The organism is Pseudomonas sp. NPDC077649 (assembly GCF_044542855.1).
GTDB lineage: Bacteria > Pseudomonadota > Gammaproteobacteria > Pseudomonadales > Pseudomonadaceae > Aquipseudomonas.
Genome location: NZ_JBITVF010000001.1, coordinates 918194 through 944354, shown reverse-complemented (window position 1 = coordinate 944354; position 26161 = coordinate 918194). Strand labels below are relative to the sequence as shown.

The 26161-nt window shown below is 61.5% G+C and carries 19 protein-coding genes and 1 other RNA gene; 11 read left to right on the top strand and 9 right to left on the bottom strand.

Annotated elements, in window-relative coordinates; all coding sequences use genetic code 11:
* Nucleotides 1–79: 79 nt before the first annotated feature.
* Nucleotides 80–1720, top strand: coding sequence for a cation:proton antiporter (locus ACIGFL_RS04215; protein ID WP_397496244.1), 1641 nt, complete (start codon nt 80–82; stop codon nt 1718–1720).
* Here the strand turns inward: ACIGFL_RS04215 and ACIGFL_RS04210 are convergent.
* Nucleotides 1713–2033, bottom strand: coding sequence for a TraR/DksA family transcriptional regulator (locus ACIGFL_RS04210; protein WP_397496243.1), 321 nt, complete (start codon nt 2031–2033; stop codon nt 1713–1715). The genes ACIGFL_RS04215 and ACIGFL_RS04210 overlap by 8 nt on opposite strands.
* A 138-nt stretch (nt 2034–2171) precedes the next feature.
* Here ACIGFL_RS04210 and ACIGFL_RS04205 point away from each other — a divergent pair, with 138 nt between their 5' ends.
* From ACIGFL_RS04205 to ACIGFL_RS04195, 3 genes are all read left to right on the top strand, one after another.
* Nucleotides 2172–4007, top strand: a complete 1836-nt coding sequence (locus tag ACIGFL_RS04205) for a DUF4105 domain-containing protein (RefSeq protein WP_397496242.1) — start codon at nt 2172–2174, stop codon at nt 4005–4007.
* A gap of 49 nt (nt 4008–4056) precedes the next feature.
* Nucleotides 4057–5277, top strand: a complete 1221-nt coding sequence (locus ACIGFL_RS04200; protein WP_397496241.1) for an RtcB family protein — start codon at nt 4057–4059, stop codon at nt 5275–5277.
* A 74-nt stretch (nt 5278–5351) separates the two neighbouring features.
* Nucleotides 5352–5597, top strand: a complete 246-nt coding sequence (locus ACIGFL_RS04195; RefSeq protein WP_021445945.1) for a hypothetical protein — start codon at nt 5352–5354, stop codon at nt 5595–5597.
* Nucleotides 5598–5641: 44 nt separating this feature from the next.
* Here the strand turns inward: ACIGFL_RS04195 and ACIGFL_RS04190 are convergent, their stop codons facing one another.
* The gene (locus ACIGFL_RS04190) at nt 5642–8557 is read right to left on the bottom strand and encodes an ATP-binding protein (RefSeq protein ID WP_397496240.1); all 2916 of its coding nucleotides are present in this window, start codon (nt 8555–8557) and stop codon (nt 5642–5644) included.
* Nucleotides 8558–8688: 131 nt separating this feature from the next.
* Between ACIGFL_RS04190 and ssrA the strand changes: the two genes are divergently transcribed.
* Both ssrA and ACIGFL_RS04180 read left to right on the top strand, forming a co-directional pair.
* Nucleotides 8689–9045: a transfer-messenger RNA gene (gene ssrA / locus ACIGFL_RS04185) on the top strand.
* Nucleotides 9046–9229: 184 nt separating this feature from the next.
* Entirely contained in the window at nt 9230–10513 is a 1284-nt protein-coding gene (locus ACIGFL_RS04180) for an integrase domain-containing protein (protein ID WP_397496239.1), read from the top strand.
* A 156-nt stretch (nt 10514–10669) separates the two neighbouring features.
* Here ACIGFL_RS04180 and ACIGFL_RS04175 read toward each other — a convergent pair whose 3' ends face one another.
* Both ACIGFL_RS04175 and ACIGFL_RS04170 read right to left on the bottom strand, forming a co-directional pair.
* The gene (locus ACIGFL_RS04175) at nt 10670–13978 is read right to left on the bottom strand and encodes a DEAD/DEAH box helicase (RefSeq protein ID WP_397496238.1); all 3309 of its coding nucleotides are present in this window, start codon (nt 13976–13978) and stop codon (nt 10670–10672) included.
* A complete protein-coding gene (locus ACIGFL_RS04170) occupies nt 13971–14771 on the bottom strand; it encodes a hypothetical protein (protein ID WP_397496237.1) in 801 nt (266 codons plus the stop codon). Before ACIGFL_RS04170 ends, ACIGFL_RS04175 begins: the two co-directional genes overlap by 8 nt.
* 189 nt (nt 14772–14960) lie before the next feature.
* On the opposite strand from ACIGFL_RS04170, the gene ACIGFL_RS04165 reads away from it, so the two are divergent.
* The 5 genes from ACIGFL_RS04165 (at nt 14961) to ACIGFL_RS04145 (ending at nt 18644) form a co-directional block, all read left to right on the top strand.
* Nucleotides 14961–15290, top strand: coding sequence for a hypothetical protein (locus ACIGFL_RS04165; protein ID WP_397496623.1), 330 nt, complete (start codon nt 14961–14963; stop codon nt 15288–15290).
* 86 nt (nt 15291–15376) lie between these two features.
* Nucleotides 15377–16345 carry a DUF932 domain-containing protein gene (locus ACIGFL_RS04160; protein ID WP_397496236.1) on the top strand — a complete coding sequence of 323 codons (969 nt, stop codon included), beginning with the start codon at nt 15377–15379 and terminating at the stop codon, nt 16343–16345.
* Between the two features lie 75 nt (nt 16346–16420).
* On the top strand, nt 16421–17425 hold the full coding sequence (locus ACIGFL_RS04155; protein ID WP_397496235.1) for a YqaJ viral recombinase family protein: 1005 nt from the start codon (nt 16421–16423) through the stop codon (nt 17423–17425).
* A gap of 91 nt (nt 17426–17516) precedes the next feature.
* Nucleotides 17517–18410 (top strand): hydrolase or metal-binding protein, encoded by an 894-nt coding sequence (locus ACIGFL_RS04150; protein ID WP_397496234.1) that lies wholly within the window; start codon nt 17517–17519, stop codon nt 18408–18410.
* 54 nt (nt 18411–18464) lie between these two features.
* Nucleotides 18465–18644 carry a hypothetical protein gene (locus tag ACIGFL_RS04145; RefSeq protein ID WP_397496233.1) on the top strand — a complete coding sequence of 60 codons (180 nt, stop codon included), beginning with the start codon at nt 18465–18467 and terminating at the stop codon, nt 18642–18644.
* 112 nt (nt 18645–18756) lie between these two features.
* Here ACIGFL_RS04145 and ACIGFL_RS04140 read toward each other — a convergent pair whose 3' ends face one another.
* The 5 genes from ACIGFL_RS04140 to ACIGFL_RS04120 all read right to left on the bottom strand — a co-directional run bounded on the left by ACIGFL_RS04140 (nt 18757) and on the right by ACIGFL_RS04120 (nt 26071).
* A complete protein-coding gene (locus tag ACIGFL_RS04140; RefSeq protein WP_397496232.1) occupies nt 18757–22050 on the bottom strand; it encodes a type I restriction endonuclease subunit R in 3294 nt (1097 codons plus the stop codon).
* A gap of 148 nt (nt 22051–22198) precedes the next feature.
* On the bottom strand, nt 22199–22465 hold the full coding sequence (locus tag ACIGFL_RS04135) for a helix-turn-helix domain-containing protein (protein WP_397496231.1): 267 nt from the start codon (nt 22463–22465) through the stop codon (nt 22199–22201).
* Nucleotides 22462–23649, bottom strand: coding sequence for a restriction endonuclease subunit S (locus ACIGFL_RS04130; protein ID WP_397496230.1), 1188 nt, complete (start codon nt 23647–23649; stop codon nt 22462–22464). Before ACIGFL_RS04130 ends, ACIGFL_RS04135 begins: the two co-directional genes overlap by 4 nt.
* On the bottom strand, nt 23646–25847 hold the full coding sequence (locus ACIGFL_RS04125; RefSeq protein ID WP_397496229.1) for an N-6 DNA methylase: 2202 nt from the start codon (nt 25845–25847) through the stop codon (nt 23646–23648). Before ACIGFL_RS04125 ends, ACIGFL_RS04130 begins: the two co-directional genes overlap by 4 nt.
* The gene (locus ACIGFL_RS04120; protein WP_397496228.1) at nt 25847–26071 is read right to left on the bottom strand and encodes a helix-turn-helix domain-containing protein; all 225 of its coding nucleotides are present in this window, start codon (nt 26069–26071) and stop codon (nt 25847–25849) included. Before ACIGFL_RS04120 ends, ACIGFL_RS04125 begins: the two co-directional genes overlap by 1 nt.
* Between the last annotated feature and the right edge of the window lie 90 nt (nt 26072–26161).

The following is a 26161-nucleotide window of genomic DNA, read 5'->3' as shown; positions in this document are numbered from 1 at the left end:
AGCGCTAAGCTTGATCCAGGGCAGCCTCCTGCGCCCAGTGCCGCTTAAAGTGTCGCGCTCCTCTCACCGGACGCCCCGCATGAGCCTATTCCAGGAAATCGCCGCCCTGCTCGCCCTCTCCGCGCTGTTCGGGATGCTGGCGGTGCGCCTGCGCCAGCCGCTGATCATCGCCTACATCCTGGTCGGCATCCTCGCCGGTCCGGCGGCGATGAACCTGTCCGGCGACCACGCCTCGCTCGGCCTGCTGGCCGAGATCGGCATCACCGTGCTGCTGTTCGTGGTCGGCCTGAAACTGGACATGCGCCTGGTGCGCACCCTCGGCCCGGTGGCGCTGGCCACCGGTCTGGGCCAGCTCACCTTCACCATCCTGTTCGGCCTGCTGCTGTGCCGCCTGCTCGGCCTGGACTGGCTGACCGCCACCTACGTGGCGGTGGCGCTGACCTTCTCCAGCACCATCATCATCGTCAAGCTGCTGTCGGACAAAGGCGAGATCGATTCGCTGCACGGGCGCATCGCCATGGGTTTTCTGATCGTGCAGGACATCGCCGTGGTGCTGGCCATGCTGGCGATCAACCTCTACCAGCCGGCGGCGGGCGAACGCCAGGGCCTGTCGCCGCTGGCGCTGATCACGGTACTGCTGTGCAGCCTGATCCTGCTCTACATCCTGATGCGCTACGCCCTGCCGCACCTGCTCGCCCCCATGGCGCGCTCGCCGGAGCTGCTGATGCTGGTGGCCATCGCCTGGGGCACGCTGCTGGCCGGCGGCGCCGAGGCGCTGGGCCTGTCCAAGGAGATCGGCGCCTTTATCGCCGGTTTCTGCCTGGCCTCGACGCCGCTGCGCGAGGCCATCGCCAGCCGCCTGACCAGCCTGCGCGACTTCCTGTTGCTGTTCTTCTTCCTGCACCTGGGCATCCAGCTGGATTTCACCCATTTCCAGGGCCAGCTCGGCAGCGCCCTGCTGCTGTCGCTGTTCGTGCTGATCGGCAACCCGCTGATCGTCATGGCGATCATGGGCGCGATGGGCTACCGCAAGCGCACCGGCTTCATGGCCGGGCTCACCGTGGCGCAGATCAGCGAGTTCTCGATCATCTTCGTCGCCATGGGCATCGGCCTCGGCCACGTCGGCGGCGAAGCCCTGGGCCTGACCACCCTGGTGGGGGTGATCACCATCACCCTGTCCACCTACATGATTCTCTACGCCCAGCCGCTGTTCGAGCGCCTGTCGCCCTGGCTGGGGCCGTTCGAGCGGCGCGTGGCGCACCGCGAGAACGCCGCCGACAGCGCCAGCGACAGCCAGCAGCCGGAGGTGATCGTCTATGGCCTGGGCCGCTACGGCCGCCAGCTGGCGCACCGCCTGGAAGACGCCGGGCTGCGCGTGCTCGGCGTCGACTTCAACCCGGAAGCCCTGGCCAGTGCCCGGCGCACCGGCCTGACGGTGTGCTACGGCGATGCCGAGGATCACGACTTCATCGCCCATCTGCCGCTGCAGCAGGCGCGCGCGCTGGTCAGCACCATCCCCCAGCGCGAGGTCAACGCCATCCTCCTGCGCGCCGCGCGCAGCGCCGGCTTCCGCGGCCAGGTGACCTTGAGCGCCTTCCGCGAGGGCGACCTGGAGGCCTTCACCCGCGCCGGCGCGGCCAGCGTGCTGCAACCCTATATCGACGCCGCCGACTCGGCCGCACGGCGGCTGCTGGAAGAGGTCGGCCAGCCGCTCAGCTGAGATCGGCGCAGCGCAGGCAGAACTCCGCGGCCGGCAGCGCCTCGAGTCGGCCCGCTTCAATCGGCTCGAAGCAGCGCTGGCACTCGCCGTAGCGCCCCTCGGCCAGACGCTGCTTGGCCAGGCCGACCTGGCGCATGGCGGCCTCGGCCTCGGCCAGCAGCGCCTCGAGCACCTCGTCGTTCTGCCGCTGCTGCGCCTGCTCGGCGAAATCCGCCGAGTGGCTGCGCCCCAGGTCGCGGCGAATGGCGTTGGCGCGGGCGCCGTATTCGGCCAGCAGGGCGTCGAGCACGGCGGCGGTGTCGTGAGCGGTCATGATGCAACTCCTCAAGGCTATGACTTAAGTGTGGCCGCTGCCGGCCAAGTTGCACGGCAAGCGTGCAAACGCCGCCTTGACACCCGCCACGCGCCTGGCCAAAGCTCGGCCATCGCCACTATTAGAAGAACAGCGACCTTGAAACGGATATTCGCCGCCTTCGCCCTGTATTCCGTCACCTCCCTGACCGCCGCCTCGCCGGAGCAACTCGCCGAAGATCCTTACTGGATCGCCCTCGGCCACTACGAGACCGGCAAGCTCGGCGGCTGGCGCAGCTACGTCGACGACCAGGCCTTCTTCCTCGCCGCGGGCGGCGCCAGCGATCCGGCCGCGGAGCTGGCCGCCACGCTCGCGGCCCTGTACCAGCCGGCCGAGCTGGGCGACCGCCACCCGCAGTGCGTCTACCCGGCGCGCACCCGCTGGCTGAAGGAGCGCCTGGCGCTGGACGACCTGCCCAGCCCGGACTGCGCCGAGTACCGCGCCTGGTTCGCCGACGTCAATCCGCACAGCACCGTGCTGGTGTTCCCCGCGGCCTATCTGAACAGCCCCTCGTCGATGTTCGGCCACACCCTGCTGCGCATCGACCAGGCCGACGTCGACAGCCACAACACCGCCCTGCTCAGCTACGCGCTGAACTTCGGCGCCTTTATCGAGGGCGACGACAACAGCATCCTCTACGCCTGGCGCGGACTGATGGGCGGCTATCCCGGGCTGTTCGCCCTGGTGCCCTACCGCGAGAAACTCAGCGAGTACAGCCGCCTGGAGAACCGCGACCTGTGGGAATACCGCCTCAACCTCAGCCCCGAGGAGACAGGGCGCATGGTCGAGCACGTGTGGGAACTCAAGCAGGTGCGCTTCGACTACTTCTTCTTCGACGAAAACTGCTCCTACCGCCTGCTCGAACTGCTGGAGATCGCCCGCCCCGGCATCGAGCTGACCGAGCACTTCCCGATCACCGCCATCCCCACCGACACCGTGCGCGCGGTGAAGGACGCCGGGCTGATCGAACGCATCGACTACCGCCCCTCGCGCGAGCGCGAACTGCTGGGCCGCGCCGAGCCGCTGGACGCCGAGGAAAAGCACTGGGTGCTGAGCCTGGCCGGCGACTCCGCGCAGCTCGGCGCGGCACCGTTCCAGAGCCTGCCGAGCGAGCGCCGCGCGCTGATCCAGGACGCCGCCTTCCGCCTGGTGCGCTACCGCGCCAGCGGCGAGGCGCGCACGGACGAGACCGCCGAGCGTAGTTTCCAGCTGCTCGGTGCGGTCAACCGCAACCCGCCGCCACCGCTGGCGCTGCAACGCCCGCTACTGCCCGAGGAGGGCCACCAGTCGCGCACCTGGCAGCTGGCCGGCGGCAGCCGCGAGAACCGCGCCTTCGCCGAATACGGCCTGCGCATGGCCTACCACGACCTCAACGACAACCTCGACGGCTTCCCCCTCGGCGCGCAGATCGAGATCGCCCAGCTCAAGCTGCGCCAGTACGAGGGCAACCACTGGCAAGTGCAGCGCCTGGACCTGGCCAACATCCGCTCGCTGACGCCGCGCGACGCCTTGCTCCAGCCCTGGTCCTGGCAGGTCGGCGGCGGCCTGGAGCGGGTACTCGGCGCAGACGGCGACAGCCCGCTGGTGGCGCATATCGGCGGCGGCGGCGGCGCCACCTGGCAACTCGGCGCAGATACCCTGGGCTTCGCCCTGGCCACCGCGCGCCTGGAGCACAACCGCGACTTCGCCGCCTTCGTCGCCCCGGCCATGGGTTTCAACGCCGGCCTGTTGTGGCGCAACGCGCTGGGCAACCTGAGCCTGGAAGCCAGCGGCGACTACTTCCACAACGGCGAGGTGCGCCGTCGCCTGTCGCTCAATCAGCAATGGGAGGTACGCACCGACCTCGGCCTGCGCCTGAGCGCCCAGCGCGAGTTCAGCCAACTCGCCGCGCCGGTCAACGAGGTCAAGCTGGAGCTGCGCTGGTATCACTATTGAGCGCCGGCAGGCGCACAATAGAGCGGTCATACCAGGCAGGAACCCAACCATGCACGACCACGGCCCGCAGCTGCTGCAAGTTCCTGGCGGCAAGCCGATCAAGCTCTGGACCCGCGGCGTGCCGGTGGAGGACGGAGCCCGCCGACAACTGCTCAATACGGCGCGGATGCCCTTTATCTTCAAGCACCTGGCGGTGATGCCGGACGTGCACCTGGGCAAGGGCTCGACCATCGGCAGCGTGATCCCCACCCTCGGCGCCATCATCCCCGCCGCGGTCGGCGTGGATATCGGCTGCGGCATGGTCGCCGCGCGCACCTCGCTGCGCGCCGCGGATCTGCCGGACGATCTGCACCGCCTGCGCTGCGCCATCGAACGCGCGGTGCCGCACGGCAAGAGCTTCGGCAAACGTGACGTCGGCGCCTGGGATCAGGTGCCGGCCACCACCGACCAAGCCTGGAAGACACTGGCCGGGCGCTTCCGGGCGATCTGCGCCAAGCACCCGCGCCTGGAGAAGAGCAACCACCGCGTGCACCTCGGCACCCTGGGCGGCGGCAATCACTTCATCGAACTCTGCCTGGACCAGGCCGACCGTGTCTGGCTGATGCTGCACAGCGGCTCGCGCGGCGTCGGCAACGCCATCGGCAACCTGTTCATCGAGCTGGCCCAGGCCGACATGCGCCAGCACCTGGCCAACCTGCCGGACAAGGACCTGGCCTACTTCGAGGAAGGCAGCCGGCATTTCGCCGACTACCTCGAGGCGGTCGGCTGGGCCCAGGACTACGCCCGGCAGAATCGTGCGCTGATGCTGCAGGCGGTGATCGCGGCGACTCGCCAGGTGCTCGGCCGGCCGTTCGAGGCGCAGCTGGAAGCGGTGGACTGTCACCACAACTACGTGCAGCAGGAGCGCCACTTCGGCCACGAGGTGCTGGTCACGCGCAAGGGCGCGGTGTCGGCACATAAGGGTCAGCTGGGCATCATCCCCGGCTCCATGGGCACGCGCAGCTACATAGTGCGCGGCCTGGGCAATGCCGAGGCGTTCTGCTCCTGCAGCCACGGCGCCGGCCGGGTGATGAGCCGCAGCCAGGCGAAGAAGCGCTTCGACCTGGCCGACCAGCTGCGCGCCACCGCCCATGTCGAATGCCGCAAGGACAAGGACGTGATCGACGAAATCCCCATGGCCTACAAGGACATCGAGGCGGTGATGGCGGCCCAGCGCGACCTGGTCGAGGTGGTGCACAGCCTGCGCCAGCTGCTGTGCGTGAAGGGTTGAGTGACCGGCGGCGATGACGCCGCGACACGGCTTCCTATACTGAAAGTCCCACCGTACCGTTCTGGAGAGCCATCATGCGCCGCCTAACCGCCTTCTTCGCCGCCGCCCTGCTCAGTGCGCCCCTGTGGGCGATGCACTGCCCGGCGGACATGGCCAAGATCGACGCCATGCTGCAAAGCGACCCACCGGCCGACCCCGCCGTGCTGGCCAAGGTGCAGGAACTGCGTGCCGAAGGCGAAGCCCTGCACAAGGCCGGCAACCACAGCGAATCGGTCAAGGTGCTGGGCGAAGCCATCAATCTGCTGGAAGCCAGCGAGTAGTCGCCGACTCCCCTGCTGGTTGTAGGCGCCTGCAGCACTGCTGCCTAGTAGCCGGTGTAGAGCAGTTCCAGCGCCAGCTGCCGTACCTCCTGCAGATCCACCGGTTTGCTCAGGCAGGCGGAGGCCCCGCGCGCCCTGGCTTCCTCGAATAGCGCCTGGTCGGCCACCGCGCTGATCACCAGCACCGGCACCTCGCGCAGCCGTGGCTCGGCGCGCATGGTGTCGAGTATCTCCAGGCCGTTGCCGTCCGGCAGGTCGATGTCGAGCAGCAGCAGCGCCGGTTCGTTGTCCTGCAGCTCGGCCAGCGCGCGCTGGCGGGTGCCGGCGCCGCGCACCTCGGCGAATTCGCGCAGCGCCTCCTGGAGAATCTTCAGGCAGGCCGGGTGATCCTCCACGCACAGTACCTGCACCAGGCGCCGCTCGTCTTGCGCCGACTGCGCCGGTGCGTCGGCGTCGGCCTCGTCCGGCCGCGCGGCGCTGGGCAGGTCGAGCCAGAAACGGCTGCCCACGCCCGGCTCGCTGCGCACGCCGATCTCGCCGTCCATCAGGCTGGCCAACTCGCGGCACAGCACCAGGCCGATGCCGGTGCCGGGGATGTTCGAGCTTTCCCGGCCGAGGCGCTGGAACGGCTGGAACAGCTGCGCCTGCTGCTCACCGGACAGCCCCGGGCCGGTGTCGTCGACCCACAGCCGCACGCAGTCGGCACGCACCTCGTAACCCATGCGGATCAGGCCCTGCGGGCTGTTGTACTTGATCGCGTTGGACAGCAGGTTGAGCAGGATCTGCCGCACCCGGCGCGGGTCACCCTGGACGAACAGCGGCGGCTGGGCCGCGGCCATCACCTGCAGCTGCAACTGACGCTGCTGCACCTCGGGCTGTACCAGCTCGGCGCAGCCGGCCAGCAGGCTGCCGATCTCCAGCGGCTGCAGCTGCAACTGCTGACGGCGGCTCTCGATGCTCGACAGATCGAGGATGTCGTCGACCAGCGAGGTCAGGTGGCGGCTGGCGTTGACGATCTCGTGGGCGTAGTCGCCCTCCAGGCGCGCCTCCGCCTTGTCCTGCGCCTCCATCTCGATCAGTTGGGCGAAACCGTGGATGGCGTTGAGCGGCGTGCGCAGCTCGTGGCTCATGCTCGACAGGAAGCGACTCTTGGCCTGGCTGGCGGCCAGGGCCTCGAGGCTGGCGTGGCGCAGTTCCTCCTGCACCTGCTTGAGGCGGGTGATGTCGACATGGGTGCCGGCCACGCGCAGTGGCCAGCCCTTGGCGTCGCGCTCCAGCACCTTGCCACGGCTAAGCAGCCAGAGGTACTGGCCCTGGCAGTCGAGGTAGCGGTATTCGGCGTCGAAATGCTCGTCGCCACTCTCGGCGAAGTGCTTGCGCAGGTGGCGCAGGCGTTCCAGGTCGTCCGGGTGCACGCGCTGATTGAACTCGCTCAGGCTCAGGTGGCGCGCACCGAGGCCGAAGCGCCGCACGAAGCGTTCGCTGAGGTCGATGGTCAGATCGCGGGCATTGATCTGCCAGAGGCTCTCGGTGGTGCTTTCCAGCACCAGCTGGAGAATGTTCTGCGCCTCCTGGCGCTCCTGCTCGCTGGCCTGCAACTGGCGCCCGGCTTGCTGCATCGCATCGGCCAGGCGACTGACCTCGGCGATCCGGCTGTCCGGTGCCGCCGGCAGGTAGTTGCCCTGCCCAAGGCTGCCGGCCATCTCGACGATATCGGCGATGGGGTGCGCCAGCAGGTCGCTGAGACGCCGCGAACGCAACCACATCCAGGCGAAGAACAGCAGATAGAAGGCCAGCAGGCCGGCGATCAGCAGGTAGCCGATCTGCTGGTAGCGCTCGGCCAGCTGATTGGTGTCGTGGAAGATCTGCTCCTCGTCCACCACCAGCAACAGGCGCCAGCCGGTCTGCGGAATCTCGCTCCAGGCCACCAGTTGCTTGCGCCCGCCGAGCAGCACCTCCTGGACGTTGCCGCGGCCTTCGTTCATCGCCTGCAGCAACGGCTCCATACCCTCGCGCTTGGCCAGATTGAAGTCCTCGGGCTTGAGCACCTCGCGGCGTACCGCCTCGTCGTAGGAGTAATGAGTCAGCTCGCGCAGGCCAAAATCCAGCTCGCCGGCGGCGGGCAGCGCCATGATGTTGTGGTCGTGACTGACCAGCATGGCGTAGCCCTGCCAGGGCACGTTGAGCTCGGCGATCTCGCCGAGTACCTGGCCGACGGTGATGTCCAGGCCCACCACGCCCTCGAGGAAATCGCCGCGGTAGACCGGAGCGATGGCCGACATCATCCAGCCGAGGCCGGCCGGATCGAGGTAGACCTCGGTCCACACGGTCTTGCGCTCGGGGTTGTGCTGGGCGTCGGCGAGGTAATAGAAGTTGTAATCCGGGATCACCATGTCATGGGGATACTGCGCCGGCGTGTCGAACCAGGGATAGATGCGGTTGTAGCTGTCCCAGCTGTTGAAATACAGCGCCGCCACCAGCGGGTTGGCCTGCTGGATCGAGCGCATCAGCGGGTCGACCTGCGACAGGCGCATGACCTTGGCATGATCCTGCTGCACCGGCGGCGTACTGTTGGCGTAGAAGGAGGCGGCGCGACCGTCGTCGCTACGGGTATAGAACACCCCGCTGTCGGTGCTGGCATGGCGCTGACGCTCCAGCTCGTCGGCCTGATAGCCGGTATCGAGCAGCGCGCGCTGAGTCGCGTCGCGGTACACCTGGACCAAGGACTCGATCGAACGCAGGCGGCCGTCGACGATCTGCCCCTCGCGCAGCGCGGCACTGGCCAGGTCCTTCACCGCTGCCTCCTGCAGATGGCCGACCTGGGCGTCGCGAATCGCCTGGTTGCTCAGCAGGTACACCGCGATCAGCACCGACTCCACCAGAATCAACGGGATCAGCGCGCTCTGCACGAAGGCCCGCCAGATCCACTGACGCAGGGGGTAGCGGCTAGAACTCGGCATGACGACTCCTTTCCTTAGGGCGCGCAGAGGGACGCAAGGCGCCATCATAGCCTCCCGCGCTGGAATCCGCAGTCGACGTTGTGGAACCTTTGCCGTACACTCCGCGTCCTAGCTGTAACCACGAAGGTTTTGGGGCCGATTAGGATTCGACGCCGGTAACGAAACTTGAGGGGCATGCCGAGTAGGTGACAGTTCTCGTAAATCCGCTGCCACAACTTCATAGTTGCCAACGACGACAACTACGCTCTGGCCGCCTAAGGGCGCCAGCTGACCCTAGGGGATGCCTGTAAACCCGAAGATTTGGTCAGTCATATAGAACAGGATCGCCGCCAAGTTCGCTGTAGACGTAACGGCTAAAACTCATACAGCTCGCTCCAAGCGCCCTGCCACTCGGGCCGCGCGGAGTTAACTCAGTAGAGATGGCTAAGCATGTAGAACCGATAGCGGAGAGCTGGCGGACGGGGGTTCAAATCCCCCCGGCTCCACCATTACAACATCTAAAGACGTCCACGGACGTCTTTTTTTGTGCCTGAAATTCAGTAAATACGGGGCTTTCAGCGTCATCACGATCCGATAGCGTCCAGCAACATCTACGTTTTCGTGTATTCCACGTGGTATTCCAAGCACTCTGCTGATATTTTTTGGAATACACAAACAGCTCTGGAATACATCATGGGTGCCCAAGCCACGCGCCTTTCAGACCTCAAAGTCAAAGCTGCCAAGCCTAAGGAAAAGGACTACACGCTGACTGATGGTAACGGCCTTCAGATGCGAGTGAGAATCAATGGCTCTAAGCTGTGGAACTTCAACTATATCCATCCCGTAACGAAGAAACGGATCAACATGGGGCTAGGTACCTTCCCAGAGGTGAGCCTGGCTCAGGCACGCAAGCGAACCGTGGAAGCAAGGGAGCTTGTCGCTCAAGGGATAGATCCGAAGGAGCGGCGCAACGCAGATCGGCAAGCGAGAAAAGCGGCCACCGAACACACTTTCCAGAATGTCGCGACGTCTTGGTATGAGTTAAAAAAGGACTCAGTGACACAGGCCTACGCCGAGGACATTTGGCGCTCCCTTACGCTGCACATCTTCCCTGACTTGGGTACCACTCCGATCTCGGCCATCACCGCCCCTCAGGTCATCAACCTGCTTCGGCCGCTCGAAACCAAGGGAAGCCTTGAAACCGTTAAACGGCTGACGCAGCGACTCAACGAGATCATGACCTACGGGGTCAACTCAGGGCTGATTCATGCAAACCCGCTCAGCGGGATCCGTTCCGTCTTCAAGAAACCTAAGAAGAAGAACATGGCAGCACTGCCCCCTGATGAGCTGAAAGAGCTCATGGTTGCAATAGCCAATGCCAGCATAAAAAGAACGACCCGCTGTCTGATCGAGTGGCAGCTTCACACCATGACCCGGCCAGCCGAGGCAGCGACCACCCGCTGGGCGGACATCGACATCGAGAAGAAGATCTGGACGATCCCTGCGGAGCGTATGAAGAAGCGCCGCACGCACATTGTCCCGCTCACGGAGCAAGCGCTGGCACTGCTGGAGGCGATCAAGCCCTACAGTGGACATCGTGAGTACGTCTTCCCCGCGGACCGGAACCCTCGCACCCACTGTAACAGCCAGACCGCCAACATGGCCCTGAAGCGAATGGGCTTCGAAGGCCGCCTAGTCAGCCATGGCATGCGATCGATGGCCAGCACCACCCTCAACGAACATGGCTGGGATCGTGAATTGGTTGAGGTAGCACTTGCCCACGTCGACAAGGACGAGGTCCGCAGCGCTTACAACCGGGCGGACTATATCGAACGCAGGCGTCCGATGATGGCTTGGTGGAGCGAACACATCCAGGAAGCAGCAACCGGCAACCTGTCGATGTCAGCATCCTGTCACAATCATGACCGAAAGGTCATTCGATACGCTGACCCAAGCACGGCTGTTGAGCAAGCATAGGACCTAACCAGCGGGTGATTATTGAACAGAGATCCATCAGATGCTGAATCTCTGTTAACTACAGACTATCCGCTGCTCACCGATGCCTATGAAATCAGGGGGGGCTCAAAAGTCCGAGAAAGCTTGCCGACGAGTATTTTAGACGTAGTACTGGGCCTATTGCTCATTGAACAGTGCCATGATGTGCGCCTGCCGCACCCGCGCCAGCAAGCCTTCGAAACTCTCGTATGCGTTCCCCGGCTGGATATAAGGCTGAATCTGCACGAACACATCTCGAGCAGCTGGGCGAGAGATGCCCTTGAGATGAACCGCATTCGCGAGCAGCTCAGGGCTTGAACATCCTTTGCGAACAACACCGCTCAAGGTGAGTAGGGTAATCGGAATCTGTGGCTCATCCCCAATTGCAATTGTTTTTGCCGCCAAGATACGAGCAGGGAGACCTGCAACGAAGGCAAGATCAGGTACTAAGCGCACTGCAAAATGACGTGCCGTCTCGCAGGTTTTGATCGCATTAGCCTTCGTCCCGATAGCGCGCTCCAGATCGCAGAGTGGCTTTCCCTCCATCCATGCGTAAAGGAGCGTTTTGATTACAGGGAGGGCTTTCTTCGCCTTTTCCTCATCGCGTTGAAGAGCGCGATAGTCGCCCCCGAAAAGACCTTCGAGATCGGTTGGCCTGATCAATTGAAGGAGCCATTTAGGGTTCTTCTCGATCCAATTGAATAGCACCTGCAAGCAATCCGAAGAACCTCCCACAAATGCCCCGCTTTCCAAGAGGGCAGCCAGGCTCGCCACAATCTCATAAGGAAGACCGGACGACGAAGCCACGCGCTCCAGCCAGGTGAGTTCCTGCTTCGGAGAAAGTTTTGCTCGCCGCTCGAGTGCTGACTGGATGCGACTTTCGACCCAGTCGATTTTATTCTCTTGGCGCATGCGATATGCAGCGAAGGATCTACTGATCATCGACTTGGCAGGCTCGTCCGAGGCGTCCACCTCACCTACGGGCAACCGGGAAAGGAAGTAGTCTTCATTACCGTCGTAAATACCAGCGTGAATGTGATCGAGCAGGGCTGTTAGCGGATCATCAATTTTCAGGCATTGGTCTGATTGCGAGAAGATTGCCTGCAGGGTCATCCAGTGCTGGCCAATGTTGTTCTTCTTATCATCGAAGCTGATGATCTTGCTAGGCACGACTAGTACGAAACCCTGCCCCCCCTCACCCGCGCGCCCCGCCCTCCCTGCAGCGTTTAGTAGTTCATGAGCATCAAGTTGCTTCATCTTATCGCCGTCTACGTCCCACCGGCTGTCGCCCGCGATGAGGACGATGTCACTCGGAAGATTCATCCCTTGGGCGAGCGTCGAAGTAGCGAAGAGCGCATTGATACCGTCGCGGCGCTTGAACAACGACTCATGTAAGAGACGCTCATTCTTGATGAGTTGCGAGTGATGACTGGCGGCACCGCCTTCAACGCATCCATTGTCGTCAAGTTGCAGATAGCAATATTCTGGACCGCCAAGCTCTTCCTCAACTAGCTTGCGCCAAACTCGCTCTTCATCGCTGAGTTGAACTCGGTGATTGGGGAGCAATCCTCGAAAATGTCGGGCAGAGGACTCAGCCATGATGGTGCTTTGCACGAACGTCAGCGTCTTCAAGCCAACTTCGGCGGCTGCAACGGCGATGGTCCCTGCGACCTGGTTACCATTTGGTGTGAGATACCACCTCTTGGTCTGCTTATGTTTTCCGGTTGCGAATAAGACTGGCTTGTCGAGTAACGCCATTAGCGCATAGTCACTGCGATTTCGGGTGGCCCAGGTCTGCTTCAGACAGAAGAAAGCAAGCGGATACGCATCAAGCTTGGATTTCAGTTTTACTGGAACGTTCTGAGTGGTGGCGGTCGCTTGCTCAGTGCGAAGTAGCGCTTCAAGCTCTGTAATTCGGTCAGCGCTGAAGGCAACACACCCACGAGCTTGTCGAGTCGGCTTCCACGCGAGATCCAGTGCCAAGCAAGGCCTACCGGTCAGATCTGTAACCCACCCTGCAATCTCTTCTGCGTTCTGCATCATTGCAGATATCAGCAAAAGATCGGCATCTGGTGCCGACTGAGTAAGGTTTAGAATGCATAGCATCGAGTCGATGCTGCGACGGCTCCGCTCTGCATCTCTTGGATGCAATAGGTGACATTCGTCAAACATTACCAGCCCAACATCACTGAATGCATCCGGCTGCAAAGATTGCAGCATGAGACATCGCTCCGGCGTGGTCACGACGATTTCCGGCAACTCGACCACATCAGAGAAAGTAATCTCCTCGTCGAGATCGCCGAAGACGCTGAAGTCACTGAACGCGTTCTGAAGTGTTGATGCGGTTTGATCGACAAGCGCCAGAGTCGGCGCCAGAACAACTACCTTACCGCCGCGAAGTAGCGCGGCAGCGATTTTGAGCTCCGCGAGGGTAGACTTTCCACCACCGGTTGGAAAACTAACCGCTGCGGAGAGCCCCTTGTCGAGATAACCTTCGTCTAGCGCCGCACGATGATTACGCCACAAATATGGGCGCCTGCTAGCGGCTCGACGAATAACACTCCACCATTGACTTTCATCAACACCTAGAGGCGCACGAACGCGACAAAGGCTGGTAGCTACTAGGCTCCCTGAAACGGTTAATAGCAACTTTGCAACATGTAGGGGACCAGGAAAAACGCTGACAGCGCTTGGCCCATCAGCATCAAAGACGTCATCGATGGGTGCCACGCACAAATCTATGACCTCTTTAAAAATCATCTGAGCGCGAGAGGGCTCGACCGCTTCCAGATCATTTTTCGGCCGGGAGAGCAACTCGTGCATGAGCTCGAGTACACCTTCGTGCAACCGCCTAAGTAAAGCATCTACAGCACGATCCGGTCCGTTTTCCTCAGCAGGAAGGTCACACACCTGCTCCGCTTCTCGGTTAATCAGCGCCTCAAAACGACCAACAGCCAGATCACCGATGGCCTTAATCAGTTGGGCCTCAGCTGATTGATCACCTTCCAGCGGGCTCAGTCGCTTCGCCATCTCGGCGGCATCACTTTGTGAGTCCGCGATCAAAAAAAGCAGGGTGCTACAGATCTCAGGCGCCACACGAATAGCATCGATGAAAGAGCTGCGCTTATCGCCGACCTCGGATAGTACTTCGGCCATAAGACAAAGCTGGTGCGCTGTTCCTGCTACAAAAGCTGCTGCAGCGCGATCGGCACGCTCTGGCGAGGTAGTAACCAGCAGCTCCTGCGTGGCAGCCAAGCGGCTCATCTGGTCGAGGAGTTCGCCGAGGACGTTACTATGACCCGCAGTATCGACAGCGCCACGCAGCCGGACACGCGCGGCGACGATCTCCGCAAACGCATTGGTGAACTGTCGAGGTAGCTCCTCGAGGTCAAGCGAGCTAAGTGGTGGCGCAGCGTTTATAAGATCAATCGTAACGGGATCAAACATTGTCTCTCCATGCTTCGACGTGCTTGATTGCCTTGGCCGCAAACTGGCTCATCCACTCCCGCAGATCCGGGATGGAAATAGTTTCAGCCTGACGCCGCGAAAGATCACCGGGGGCCACCTTATCAAACCCTTTGAATAGCGCCTCACGCCGAGGGTCCTTATCGTGTTCTGCATCAGCAGTGATAGCAACGCGATAGTGTCGAGCTTGTTCCCAGATAATGGTTTCGACTGCTGAATCTATGTCCAACTCAGGGAAGCGATTTTGATATGCCTCCAAGATCCCGCCGGTTTCCTGGATCAGCTCAGGCATCCTCTCGCCATTCTCCAATGCCCTGATGCCTGGCCATACATCCTCTCTAACCGTCTTCCGCTGAAGAGTCGTAGCCTTGTCCTCGAAGATTACGACGGCGGTCACTCTCTCGTTTTCTGCATCCAATTTGAGCTGCATGCCGTCGAAGCCTTTGTGGGCAACGATGTTGTGGGGAGCGCGAACAACAGCTCCAGCTTCGTTTCGATGAGCTGCGATCCAGGAGATCGCCTGGAAGACCCATCCATCACGGTGATAAGGATCTGCCCCACTCGGTACGGTTAGCAATTTAATTGCACCCTCAGCTGTATCTGCTCGGGTGCCAGGAGCTTTTTTATCAATGTGAGCGAGGATTGCTGCCACATGACGTGACTGCCCGAGCGCAAGGCGTCCCACCATACGAGCGAGGTCATTCTCATCTGCTATAACCCAACGGGAACCATGACAAAGCTTGCCATGCGTCACGGGTGTCAATGTCAATGGCATCCGTTCCTACCTCCATCCCGTTCAGACACGCATCCAATTCGATAAAAATGCTAACCCAGATTGTCACTTGCAAGCAGCACTTTAAATAAGCAGGCGCTCGGGCAAATTGTTCACGACAATGCCGCTCGATTCAAAAAAATCTCAGCCACACATTACCGCAATGACATCACCACCAAGGAGGTTCGCCCCATGTCATTGCAATGCCCTCGCTGTCACTCCCCCAAAGTCGCTTCCTTCCATCACGCCATGAAAGTCGGCGCCGCCATCGGCACCGTGGGCGGTGTTGCGCGTGGCGTTAGCGCCGCCCTGGCGGGCGGTCAGGCTGGCGCGGCGCTTGGTGCTCTCGCCGGGCCGGTCGGTATCACCCTCGGCTCCGTGTCAGGTGCCATCCTCGGTGGTCTGGCCGGTGGAGTTAGCGGTTGCGCGCTCGGCGCTCAGCTCGGTGAAACGCTCGACCGCCACGTTCTGGCCCACAACCTCTGCCTGCTCTGCGGTCATCGCTTCAACCTGCCGGCCTGATCCGGCACTACTACCCTTCACTCATCCAGTCGGTGCTGCGCAGTGTGCAGCGCTTTATGCCGGCTCGCATCTAAAGGAATCTTCAGATGGCTCATCTCGTGGAAACAATGGCCTATGCCGGAGCCGCTCCCTGGCACGGTCTCGGCAATCAGCTTACCCAGAAGCAACCTATCGAAGTCTGGCAACGCGAAGCCGGCATGGACTGGCAGATCCTCGAAAGCCCCGTGCATTTCAAGTCGGATGCCGTCGGCCACCTGGGCACCATCCACTCCTTCCCCGAACAGAAGGTGCTCTACCGTTCGGACACCAAGGCCCCGCTGTCAGTGGTCTCCCAGCGCTATCACACCGTGCAACCTCGGGAAGTGCTGGAGTTCTACCGCGACCTGACCGAGGTCTCTGGCTACGAGCTGGAAACGGCCGGCGTGCTCAAGGGCGGGCGCAAGTTCTGGGCGCTGGCGCGTACCGGGCAGGGGGCTGCACTGAAGGGCAACGACCAGGTCAATGGCTATCTGCTGCTGGCCACCTCCTGCGACGGCACCCTGGCCACCACAGCAACACCCACCACTGTGCGCGTGGTGTGCAACAACACCCTGACCATCGCCCTGGACGGCACCAGCCGGGCGATCAAGGTGCCGCACAACACCCGCTTCGATCCGAAGGCGGTGAAGAAGCAGCTCGGTATCGCCGTTTCGCAGTGGGAGGACTTCATGTACGGCATGCGCGTGCTGGCTGAGCGCAAAGTGCAATGGCATGAAGCACTGGGCTTCTTCATGAACGTGCTGTGTGAAACCACGCCCACTGCAGCCTTGCCGGAAGTACTGCCCAACGAGCGAGCGCTGCGCAAGGTCCAGGAGCTGTACGAAGGCCGCGGCCGCGGTAGCCAGCTGGACTCGGCACGCGGTACCGCCTGGGGCCTGCTCAATGCCGTGACCGAGTACGTCGATCACGAGCGCCGTGCCCGCAGCAACGAATACCGCATGGACTCGGCCTGGTTCGGCCAGGGCGCACAGATCAAGCAACGCGCCCTGGATGCCGCGCTGCAACTCGCCGCTTAATCCTCAATTACATCAACCCTCGCGCCCGGTCAGCCTTGTGCTGGTCGGGCGTTTTTCTGTCTGCAGGTGAATACCATGAAAGCAACGTCATTGAACGGCAGCACCCGCAAGAAACGCCCTGCCCTGCGCCTGGTCAGCACCAAGGAGCTGCCACGCGAGGACTGGCTGCAGATCCGTAAACAAGGCATCGGCAGTTCGGATGCCGCCGCTGCGGTTGGCCTCAATCCCTACAAGTCGCAGCTGGAGTTGTGGCTGGAGAAGACCGGTCGCGACGCTGGGCTGCCGAAGGTCGATCCCCACGATGAGGAAAGCCCGATGTACTGGGGCAATGTCCTAGAGCCCATCGTGGCCTGGCACTACAGCAAGCGTACGAAGAACAAGGTACGTCGCATCAACGCCGTGCTGCAGCATCCGGATCCAGAGTTGCCCTGGATGCTGGCCAACATCGACCGCGAGGTGATCGGGGCCGACGATGTGCAGATCTTGGAGTGCAAGACCGCCGGCATAAACGGGGCACGCCTCTGGAAAGAAGGCGTCCCCGAGTATGTACAGCTGCAGGTGATGCACCAGCTCGCCGTGACCGGCAAGCAGGCTGCGGATGTGGCGGTCCTGCTCGGTGGCCAGACGCTTGAGATCCATCGCATCGAACGCGACGAGCAAATGATCGCGCGACTGATCGAGCTGGAGCACAAGTTCTGGCAGTACGTAGAAACCGACACACCACCGCCGGCCGATGGCACCGCTTCCGCCGAAGCGGCCCTGCGCTGCCTCTACCCGGAGGACAACGGTCAGGTCGTCGACTTCAGCAGCCATGCCGGACTGGCCGCTGCCTTCATCGAGCTCAAGGCGGTACGGCAGTCGATTGCCGACAAGGAAAAACGCGAGGCCGAGCTCAAGCAGATGCTGCAACAGGCCATGGGCGATGCCAGCCGGGCGGAGTTCTCCAGCGGCTACGTCAGCTGGCGCAAGGCCAAGGACAGCATCGGCCTCGATGTCGCTCAATTGCTCCAGGACAAGCCCTACCTGCAGGTCAAGTACCCGCTGCTGAAACCCGGTGCGCGGCGTTTCCTGGTCGGCTGATTTCCGTATCCATCAACGCTTCCCTCCCCTTGGCCAGTCCATGCAGTTCGCGCTGCATGGCTGGCCTTTTTTCATTTCCAGGAGAACCACCATGCTCAAAGGTCTGGCTATCACCCCGCCGGTGCTCGGACGCATCTCCATCGGCAAGGTCGTCGAGAAGAACGGCAAGCGCCTACCGGAGAAGGATGACCAATTCACCATCACCTCCCAGGTACAAGGCAAGGATGGCTGGCTGCTGCATCCGCTCAATGACGAGCTGCGCCAGGGCAAGGACGACAAGCTTCGCAGCATCCCGGTGCACCTGCTGTTCAACGAACCGGAGCTGAATTTCCGCGCCGACTACACGCTGTTCGACCGCCAGTCCGGACGCCCGCTGTGCGTGGGCAATGGCGAGACCTGCAAGCGTGTCACTCAGGACGGCATGCAGTCGCTGCCCTGCCCTTCGCCGGACGCCTGCTCGTTGGCCAAAGGCAATGCCTGCAAGCCTTACGGCCGACTGAACGTGGTCATTGGCGACGACGACCCGTTGGGCAGCTTCGTGTTCCGTACCACCGGCTTCAACAGCATCCGCACCCTCGCCGCCCGGCTGCACTACTTCCAGGCCATTTCCGGCAACCGCCTGGCGTGCCTGCCGCTGGAGCTGCGCCTGCGCGGAAAGTCCACCCGGCAAAGCCATGGGACGCCGATCTTCTATGTCGACCTCACAGTCCGCAGCGGTATGGACATGACGGAGGCGGTGCTGGCCGCCAATGAACTCGATGCGCAGCGGCAAGCAGCTGGCTTCGATCAGGCCGCCCTGGATGAAGCGGCGCAGCGTGGTTTCGGCAATGGCGCCTTCGAGGACAGCGAGGAGGACGCCGGCGCCATCGCCGAGGAGTTCTTCACTTCCCCAGAACCTGCCAGCTCGGCGGACCCGATTGATTCACCGCCGGCGCCCAAATCCCTCGCGGGCAAGCTGGAAGCCCTCGCCTCGCAGCCCCACTGAATCCCCTGCCTGCGCTGCAGGCATCAGCCAGACCGGAATCCCCGGAGACACACCATGCCCCTACTTCGATTCCTACTCCACCTGCTCCTCTTTATTGGCGCACTCGCCGCTGCTGGAGCGCTGGTCATCAGCGTTCTGCTGATGCTGCGATTCCCACCGCTGCTGGTCGCCGTGGTCCTGGCCTGCTGGATCTTCTGCCGATTGATAAAGACCACAAAGGGGGAACATCCATAACTGAACGGCAGACGCAGAGAGAGCAGCATTCAGCTGCTCTCTCTGGCCAAGCCTGCAGTTTATTTTTTACTCGGACCGATTTCGCCGGGTCTTCAAGTCAGCAAATGAGCCCTCAGTGATACACCGGAGCAGCGCCCCCGATACCCGCAGTGTAGATATGCGTAAACACCACATCCGCCTTAAGGTTGATCTCGTCCGGGGCATAGAGGCCGGAAGGCAGGTGGGTGTAAAGGTGCTTGATGATCTCGGCCTTAACCTGCGCCTGGGCGGTGGCTTTCTCGCGCCAGTGATCGATCTGCAACTTGCCGCTGATCAGTTTTTCCAGCAGTTCCTTGGCGACCTGTTTGATGGCGTCGCGATCCTTCTTGGCCAGGCTGTCCTTCTGCAAGAGATCGAACACCGCCAGTTGGTCCTCACTTTCTAGCCCTTCACGCACATAGCGCTTTTCTTCCGCATTGAGGCTGTCGTTGAAGGCGAACAGATCGTCCATCACCTTCTGGATCTCGCTGGCGTCCTTGTCCTTGTTGTACTCCTGCACGATCTGCTGATAACGCTCGTAGAGATCCACTCGTGTCGGATTGCGCGCCACCATCATCGCCAGGCGCTGCTCGATCCTCTCCTTGAGGTTCAACGTAGCGATGCTTTTGAGCGGCGTTTTCTCGAACTCAGCCCGCAAGCGCGTGAAGTCGATCTTCGACAGGTTGTAGAGGGCTGGCTTCTCCTTAGTGCCAACCGGAGCGCCGCCGTCCGCAGCCAGTGCGGTATCAACAACCTCATAGAAGGATTGCAGCAAGGCCGTGATATCCGGGGTCGAGCGCGCGTCCTGCAGCTTGTTGTAGATCGCGACTACGGCGCTTTCTTCGGCGTCGTAGTCGAACAGTCCTGGATGCGGAAAAAGTCCACGATGGCGAGCCTCTACGTCCTCGACGATCACCTCATAGGTCTTGCGCCGCTCATCGCTTTCGCACAGCTGATTCACCGCCGAGAGGATCAGCCCCTGCTTGTCAAAGCCCTGAGCCGCGATCAGAGCATCCAGATTCACACCCAGCCCAGTCAGATAGTCGCGCGCCTGCTGCAGGCTCTGCGCATACTCGGCAAGCGCCTCGACATCGTCACGCACCGTGTCCTGCTCGCCTTCACCCTTGCCGGTGCCCTCTCGGTCGCCTTGGGCGAAAGTGGCCAAGGCACGGCGCAGGCTTTTCAGCATGCCGTTGTAGTCGATGATCAAGCCATGCTTCTTGCCACCACCCACTCGATTGACGCGAGCGATGGCCTGCATCAGCGTGTGCCCCTGCATCGGTTTGTCGAGGTACAGAGTGGCCAGGCACTTCACGTCGAAACCGGTCAGCCACATCGCACAGACAATGGCGATGCGGAACGGGTGCTCGGCCTTCTTGAATTCCTTCTCCAGATCACGCTTGACCATCTTTTCCCGATGCGGGGTGATGTCCAGCTCTTCATCAAGGAAGTTTTTCCATTTCTTGAACTCGGCAACCTCGCCCTGCTCCTGGGAGACCACCACACAGGTTTCGGTGGCCTTCATCCACTCGACCTGCTCACGGCGCTGCTTGAGTAGGGACGTCGGCGCCTTGCCCTTGGCGGCGAACAGCGCCTCCTCGGCAGTCACCTCGGCATTCAGCTGCGCGGCCTTCTCCTGCCACTTGGCGACGATCAGATCATGCATCTTCACGCAGGTGATCTTGTCCAGGCAGACCATCATCGCCTTGCCGCCACCGTTTTCAACCACCCGCCAACGCTGATGGAAGTGCTCGACGAAGTCTTGCGCAACGCGCTCCAGACGCGTAGGGGAGGTCAGCACTGCGTAATCGCTCTTCAAGTGCCTATACAGCTTCTCTTCTTTTTCGTCAGTCCAGGGGTCATCCAGCGTCGCAGCCTGGCGTGCAGCCTCGATATGCTTGGCAACACGGTCATTGATCGTAGCGTCAACGACCTTGAGCTTTTCCCCGCGGTTCTCGTAGAACAGCGGCAAGGTGGCGCCATCGGCCACGGCGCGCTGGAAGTCATAGATCGAGACGTAGTCGCCGAACACCTCTCGGGTCAGCTGCTTCTCGCCACCATCGATCAGTGGCGTGCCAGTGAAGCCCAGGAATTTCGCACGCGGCAAGCCCTTGCGCATGTTCAATGCCAGCCGGCCGTACTGGGAGCGGTGAGCCTCGTCGGAAATGACGATGATGTCGTCGCGCTCGGAGTACGCCTCGACAACTCGCTCGCGGTACTTCTGGATTAGCCCGAACACGTAGCGACGGTTCTGATCGCGCAGCATACGCCGCAAGGCCTCGCCACTACTGGCCTGGTCAGTCTTGCTATTGGCCCGGCCACAGTTGCTGTAGGTTCCGGCAATCTGATCATCCAGCTCAGAGCGATCGGTGATCACCACAAAGGAATAGCTGGCCGACAGCTTGCGGTGGATCTTCTCGGTGAGAAACACCATCGAGTACGACTTACCCGAGCCCTGGGTATGCCAGAACACCCCCAACTGACCTGCCGCGACCTCGGCACGCACCTGCGAATCCTCAGAGGTCAGCCGCTCAATAACCCGGTTGACGCCCAGATACTGGTGGTTGCGCGCGACGATTTTGTGCGTGGTGCCATCGCTGGAGTCGAACAGCACGAAGTTTTCCACGATATCCAGCAGGCGCCGACGATCCAGCATGCCCTCCAGAAGAATGGGCAGGAGCGGCTGATCCTTGCTGGGCTCAGGGTCATCCTCATCCAAGCGCTTCCAGCGATAGAAGTGATCCTTGCTGGAGGTGATGGAGCCGTACTGGGCGTCATGGCCATTGGAAATGACCACCAGTGCGTTCCAGTGGAACAGATGCGGAATGGTATCCAGGTAGTCGCTGTAGTTCTGCTTGTAGGCGCTGTCGACATGCACCTCGAAGCGCTTCAGCTCAATGAACACCAGCGGCAGGCCGTTCACATAGCCGATCACATCGGGCCGCCGCAGCCAGAACTTGCCGCGCACCCAAAGCTCGCGCACCGCCAGGTAACGGTTCTGTTTCGGGTCATCGAAATGAATCAAGCGCAACCGCCGGTCGACCAGGCGGCCACTTGCGTCCCGGTACTGCACCGGGACGCCATCGCGCAGCAGCCGGTACTTTTCCTCGTTCAGTTGCAGAAGCGTCTTGGTGATGTCGTCCTGCACCACCTGCGCCAGCGCCTGGCTGTAGGCGTCTTCGGGCAAGCCAGGATTCAGGCGCCTGAGCGCGGCCAGCACCTCGCGGGTGAGTACGACCTCGCCGTCGTCCTTCCGCCCCAGCAGTCCCGAGTCGCCGAAGTCCTCTTCGTCCTGGGCGAAAAGGCTCGTCCAGCCCAGCTTCGATTCCAGAAAGTCGACGGTGGGCTCCTGGATCAGCCGATCCTCGGAATAATCCTTTTTGGCCATTGCTCCCCCTGCATTTGGCCGCTGCTGCAGAGCCCGGCCAATAAATCCTTCGTCTTAGCGCCTTTTCAGACGCCTTATGGACGACTATTTGGACGCAATGGTCAAATAACCGGCCAGTCCGTCCAAAAACCTAGCTCTCCAGGAAATATCACTTACCGTCCATTCGCACGGCATTTTCTTCAACCAGATGCCCCTGCATCGATCTCAGCCCACAGCACAAGACACCAGGAAAATTCGCTGGGACGCGCTGTTCGGCCGGTGGCAATACATCGCCATCTACAATGCCGATTAGCAACCGTCCACCCAATGCATTGGCGAAGGCCACGCAGTCCTTAGCTAGCTCGGGCCAGTCGGCCGTCTTGCCGGTAACGCTGCGCAGCGACTTGCGATCCAGCAGCTGGCCTTCCAGGCTCATGCAGCCACCTCATCAGGCAGTGGAATACCGGAGACATCCAGCTGGCCGGACATCAGCTTGGGGAGAAGTAGGTCGCGGGCGCGAGCTGTACTTTCATTGCTCTTTCGCAAGATGTGAACCTGATCGAAAAGCGGCTGGACTCTTTCATCGAACGCAGAAACCACATTGCGCTCAGGAATCAGAACTGGGATCTGGTGAGCAACCTTTCGATCAAGCGTGGGCACAGATGCGCCTGAGTTGAACTGTTCCAAACCAAGCTCGGCCATCAGGAAGTAAGCGACAAGCGGGGAAACTGCTCGGAACTCCTTAACCCACAACGAAGTGTTCAGAGGCCAGAAATCTTGCGCAACGTAGTGCACTGCTCCCAATGTCCCGCTTCGGCCAGTAACCACACCCGGACCATCTACCTTAGCCTCGTTGTGGTACCCATTAACGCCGGTAGAGGCATACACCGGCACGTCCCCGGGCACTCTATTACCGTTTGGCAAGTCAAAGCCACGCTGAAGGAACAGCGCTTGGTCTAATGTGTCTCGCCGCCACCCCTCCGGCACCCCATCTCGTAACAGCACAGACTCATGGCCGGGAAAGCGCAACTGCACGAACCATTCGCGGTATAGGCGGCGAGCGGCGTCTTCGAGCAGGGTGATACGTCGCTGATTGGTAGCGATCAGGTCGTCGTAGGCCGACACAAGCTGACGAATCGCGACCTGCTCATTAATAGGTGGCAGGTGCACCTTAATCAGTTTCAGATCGCTGCCGCGAATACCCTTGACTGTTGCGCCACCGACAATGGCTCTAACTCTCGATCTTCCGATTGGGGATCGGAAGTAATTAAAGAAAAACTCAGGGTCTGCTACAGACTGATCGAGACGAACCCGGATGATTGACGACTCAAAAGTCATAGGCCTACTCGGTCTGTACACCATCGAGCACTTACCCGCCCCAGCCTCTATAAGTGAACGGCGGCCGAAAAGTAGATCGCCATCAATCAATCCACTTTTGACCAGTTCAGCATCGCTCATCTGTAACAGGGACGCTGGCTGCTCTCCAATTCGATCAAATGCAAACAGCTCTCCCATATTGACAATAGGTACGCCACTGCCGTGATGCTCTTTACTTTTGTAAACGCCGTTTCGACTCGGCTCAGCGAAAATCGACTCGAACACAACTTCAGGCCAACTCATCCCAACAACTCCGCAAAGTTGCCAGCAATCCGCTCCGCCAATTGCACCGCCTTGTCGTTCAGCTCGGCCAGCTCATCATGGATCTCACGCAGCTTCTCGGCGAAATCCTCTTCGTCATCGGCATCAGCCGGTGCCACACCCACATAGCGCCCTGGTGTTAGTGACCAGTCGTTGGCGACAATGCTGCCTTCGGGTCGGGTTTCCTCGTCACCAACCGGCACAGCGCGACACAGCCCGGGCACATCGACGAATCGTCCCTCGGGGAAGCGGCTTTGCAGCCAATGCACCTGGTGGGTGAAGTAAACCGCCTGTTTGAGGGCTTCCAGCACCGCATCGCGCACGGTCGGCGCTTCGTCTTTTTTGCTGTCTGCCGCCAGCAGCGCGCGCTTGGCCTCGCGCGCCGCCTTGCCATCGAAGGACTTGGACTGGCGCGCTCGCAGGCTTTTCTCTGCGGTCTCCAGCAATTTGAGCCACTGCTTGTGGCGGGCCTCCAGCAGCTTGCCGACGGCCTTGAGCTGCGGAGCCAGGGCATCTAGAGTCGCCTGCAGAGCCACCTGACCAGCATGACTGCTCAGGTCAGCTTCAGCGATAGCTGCGCGAGCGGCGGCACTAGCCTTCGGAATATCGCTGATGGCCTGACTTGCCTGCTGATCGTCCAGTGCCGCAGCCAGCTCGGCGCGGAAGCTGTCCAGCGCAGCCTGCTCGACCCAGACCTCTTCCGGCTGCTCATGATTCAGCTGATCCACTGTCGCACCTGCGGCAAAGGCCTGGAGCGGAGCAGCCAACGCTTCAATAGCCGCCGAATCGGCAGCCATGCGCTCGGGCAACGCGGCCAGCCAGTTATCCACCTGTCGCTGATAGCGGGCGACCAGTTCGACGAACTTTTCCTGCTCGCCCCGGTACAGCCAGACGATGGCGGTGAGGTTGGCCAGTTGCTCGTCGGTGAACACATGGGAGCGCGCGGATATCACGTGGTAGACGTTGCGTGCATCGATCATCAGCACCGTGTCGCGCAGAGCGGCGGGCTTGCCCTTGTCGAAGAACCACAGGGTGCACGGCAGGCTGCGGGTGTAGAAAAACTTGTTGCCGATGGCGATCATCGCGTCGACATGGCCGGTCTTGACGAGTTGCTTGCGAATCTCGGCATCCTTGTTGCCGGCGTCCGAGGCACTGGAGGCCATGACGAAACCGGCACGACCGGTCTCGTTCAGGTAGGCGTAGAAATACTGGATCCACAGGCTGTTAGCGTTGGAAATCGCCCCGGTCTTGGCATTGGTGCCGGGCAGCCCGAAGGGCAGACGACCGGCCGGATCTTCCTGCGGCTTGATCTTCTTGGTTTCCACACCATCGACATTGAACGGCGGGTTGGCCATGACGAAATCGCACTGACCGATCAGGTGGTCGATCTGGTCGTAAAATGTGTTGCCCTGGTGGATATTGGAAGCATCCAGGCCATGCACCACCAGGTTCATCCGCGCCAGCTTGGTGTTGCTGTCGGACTTTTCCTGGCCGTGGAAGGTGACTCGGTCATTGGTGGCGGCGTGGCGTACATCTTCGATGAAGTGACCGGTCTGCACGAACATGCCCGCCGAGCCGCAAGCAGGGTCGAGCACCAGGCCGTGATCCGGCTCGATGACGTTAACGATCATCCGCACCAGAGACGGCGGAGTGAAGAACTCGCCGCCCTCTTGTGCGCCACTCATGGCGAACTTGTTGAGGAAGTATTCGTAGATGCGGCCGAACACGTCGCCGGTGGCGGTTTTGATGGCCGGGCGGTCAAACAGCTTGACCAGTTCGGCCAGAAACTCCGGATCAAAAGCGGTGTAACTGCGCGGCAGGGCCCCCTTGAGCACATCGTACTCGGCCTCGATCAGATCCATCGCCGCGTCGATGGCTTCGCCCACATGCAGGCCCTGCGGCAGGCTGGCGATATAGTCAAAGCGTGCCTTGGGCGGCAGGTAGATGGCGGCCTTGCCCTGGTACTCCAGCTTCAGCAGCACCTCGCGCACGGTTTCGGGTGCATTCTCGGGAATATTGGCCTCAATGGCCGGCAGGTAGGCCTTGAAGCGATTCTCGGCGTGTCGCAGGAAGATCAGCCCCAGCACCGGCATAGCGTATTCGGCTGCAGTGAGCTTGGAGTTGGCGCGCAGCTGGTCGGCCAGCTCCCAGAGTTCATTTTCGAGTTGCTGGACGTTCATCAATCATTCTCTTGCGAAGCGTGCGGGTGATCGTGCTGGTGCGCCGAATCATCGGCGCCTCCAGCACGCACCCAGTCGTCGACTTCCGACAGCTTGAATTTCCACAGCCGGCCGATGCGATGCGCGGGCATGCCGCGCCGCTCGCGCCAGCGGTAGACGGTGTCTTTGGCGACGCCCAGGTGCTGGGCGACTTGTTCGGCAGTGACCCACGATTCGGTGCTCATGATGCCGGCGCTCGCCCTCAAGCCTTCAGAGTCGTTTAAAGTCGACTGGAGTCTAGCAAGAGCAAGCACTGCGGGGCACCGGGAAAACAC

Excerpts from the sequence above, each read along its gene's own strand:
- ACIGFL_RS04175 (WP_397496238.1), bottom strand. The coding sequence starts at position 13,978 with ATGTTTGATCCCGTTACGATTGATCTTATAAACGCTGCGCCACCACTT.
- ACIGFL_RS04145 (WP_397496233.1), top strand. The coding sequence starts at position 18,465 with ATGCCCCTACTTCGATTCCTACTCCACCTGCTCCTCTTTATTGGCGCA.
- ACIGFL_RS04120 (WP_397496228.1), bottom strand. The coding sequence starts at position 26,071 with ATGAGCACCGAATCGTGGGTCACTGCCGAACAAGTCGCCCAGCACCTG.
- ACIGFL_RS04150 (WP_397496234.1), top strand. The coding sequence starts at position 17,517 with ATGCTCAAAGGTCTGGCTATCACCCCGCCGGTGCTCGGACGCATCTCC.
- ACIGFL_RS04140 (WP_397496232.1), bottom strand. The coding sequence starts at position 22,050 with ATGGCCAAAAAGGATTATTCCGAGGATCGGCTGATCCAGGAGCCCACC.
- ACIGFL_RS04130 (WP_397496230.1), bottom strand. The coding sequence starts at position 23,649 with ATGAGTTGGCCTGAAGTTGTGTTCGAGTCGATTTTCGCTGAGCCGAGT.
- ACIGFL_RS04180 (WP_397496239.1), top strand. The coding sequence starts at position 9,230 with ATGGGTGCCCAAGCCACGCGCCTTTCAGACCTCAAAGTCAAAGCTGCC.
- ACIGFL_RS04195 (WP_021445945.1), top strand. The coding sequence starts at position 5,352 with ATGCGCCGCCTAACCGCCTTCTTCGCCGCCGCCCTGCTCAGTGCGCCC.
- ACIGFL_RS04165 (WP_397496623.1), top strand. The coding sequence starts at position 14,961 with ATGTCATTGCAATGCCCTCGCTGTCACTCCCCCAAAGTCGCTTCCTTC.
- ACIGFL_RS04190 (WP_397496240.1), bottom strand. The coding sequence starts at position 8,557 with ATGCCGAGTTCTAGCCGCTACCCCCTGCGTCAGTGGATCTGGCGGGCC.
- ACIGFL_RS04155 (WP_397496235.1), top strand. The coding sequence starts at position 16,421 with ATGAAAGCAACGTCATTGAACGGCAGCACCCGCAAGAAACGCCCTGCC.
- ACIGFL_RS04125 (WP_397496229.1), bottom strand. The coding sequence starts at position 25,847 with ATGAACGTCCAGCAACTCGAAAATGAACTCTGGGAGCTGGCCGACCAG.
- ACIGFL_RS04215 (WP_397496244.1), top strand. The coding sequence starts at position 80 with ATGAGCCTATTCCAGGAAATCGCCGCCCTGCTCGCCCTCTCCGCGCTG.
- ACIGFL_RS04170 (WP_397496237.1), bottom strand. The coding sequence starts at position 14,771 with ATGCCATTGACATTGACACCCGTGACGCATGGCAAGCTTTGTCATGGT.
- ACIGFL_RS04160 (WP_397496236.1), top strand. The coding sequence starts at position 15,377 with ATGGCTCATCTCGTGGAAACAATGGCCTATGCCGGAGCCGCTCCCTGG.
- ACIGFL_RS04210 (WP_397496243.1), bottom strand. The coding sequence starts at position 2,033 with ATGACCGCTCACGACACCGCCGCCGTGCTCGACGCCCTGCTGGCCGAA.
- ACIGFL_RS04200 (WP_397496241.1), top strand. The coding sequence starts at position 4,057 with ATGCACGACCACGGCCCGCAGCTGCTGCAAGTTCCTGGCGGCAAGCCG.
- ACIGFL_RS04135 (WP_397496231.1), bottom strand. The coding sequence starts at position 22,465 with ATGAGCCTGGAAGGCCAGCTGCTGGATCGCAAGTCGCTGCGCAGCGTT.